Below are 1262 nucleotides of genomic sequence, written 5' to 3'. Positions count from 1 at the left end.
TTATGATGATTCTCTTTCTGTATGCCCTGCCAGTCTTGCTTAAACGTTGCAACGAGCTCCGCGGCTTTCGCATTCAGCCCAGTCAAGGCCCCCAGCTCTATGATTTCCGTTTCAATATCTGCCATACGCTTGGTTTCACTACGATAGACCTTTAAGCCCAAGCGTTCTAGGCGATCAATATCACCGGCAGGATTGCCTCCTTCCCAAGCAACAATCAAGTCCGGTTTTAAGGCGAGCACACTCTCAAGTTGAATCCCATTGTAACCACCGACCTGAGGTATTCTCTTAGCTTCATCAGGAAAATCAGCATAGCTTGTCGTTGCTACGATTCTACTTCCAGCACCTAGAGAAAATAATAACTCAACTGAGTGTGGAGAAAGCGCTACGATTCGCTTTGCAACAAAGGGTGCGTGGGAAGTTTCGTCACTATGAGACAAGGAAGCTTGAAAAGCCAAGACTAGCAAAAGCAATAGATTAAGTACTCTGAACATAAGCACGATTTACCATCCTCGACGACGAAGAACCAGAAGAAAGAAGGCACTACCAATTGCTGCTGTAATGACACCAACGGGTAGCTCATTATTATCGATCAAGGTACGTGCAAGCACATCAACCCATACCATGAAACAACCACCCAATAATACACACGCCGTTAAAACGTGCTTACTCCGGCGCTCTAGCAACCTTCTAACAATATGGGGCACCATTAAACCAACAAAGCCTATGCCACCACAATTTGCAACCAACGTTGCCGTTAACAAAGAACTAAGCAATAACATAGAAATTCGCAAACGCTTTACATCCACTCCTAATGCGGTCGCACTTTCATCCCCCGCAAGCATGACACGCAAACGCCGGTGATTGGCAAAAAATATTGCGATACAAATAAGAATAACTAAAGACGGCATCCATAATGCTCCCCAGTGAGCTTTACTAAAACTACCCATAGTCCAAAAAATAAGCGATGCAACGGCTTGAGCATCAGCCATATATAAAACCAAGCTCGTTGCCGCGCTGAACATAAAAGAAACCGCAACGCCGGCTAATAACATTCGTTCAATTTGCGCCCCCATACCCGAAAGAGAGATAACCAGAATAACCGACACAGCACTGCCAATAAACGCTCCAGCAGTGATACCGAGATCATACAGACCAGCATCACTTAGCATTGAACTAGCTCCACCTGCGGCAATGACCAGCACAGCGCCAAATGAGGCGCCTGAGGAAATACCAAACAAATAAGGGTCAGCCAGCGGATTTCG

The 1262-nt window shown here is 46.0% G+C and carries 2 protein-coding genes; both read right to left on the bottom strand.

Translation table 11 applies throughout. The annotated features are described in order from the left end of the window. On the bottom strand, positions 1–491 hold a 491-nt coding region (locus tag A3729_RS20660), incomplete at its 3' end, for a helical backbone metal receptor (protein ID WP_156498051.1). 9 nt (positions 492–500) lie between these two features. After that, positions 501–1262, bottom strand: a 762-nt coding sequence (locus A3729_RS20655; RefSeq protein WP_068634230.1) for an iron ABC transporter permease, incomplete at its 5' end; no start/stop codon positions are given.

It is taken from the genome of Oleiphilus sp. HI0043 (assembly GCF_001634935.1).
The sequence above is the reverse complement of the archived record's forward strand: the minus strand, read 5'-3'. Positions and strand labels throughout refer to the sequence as shown.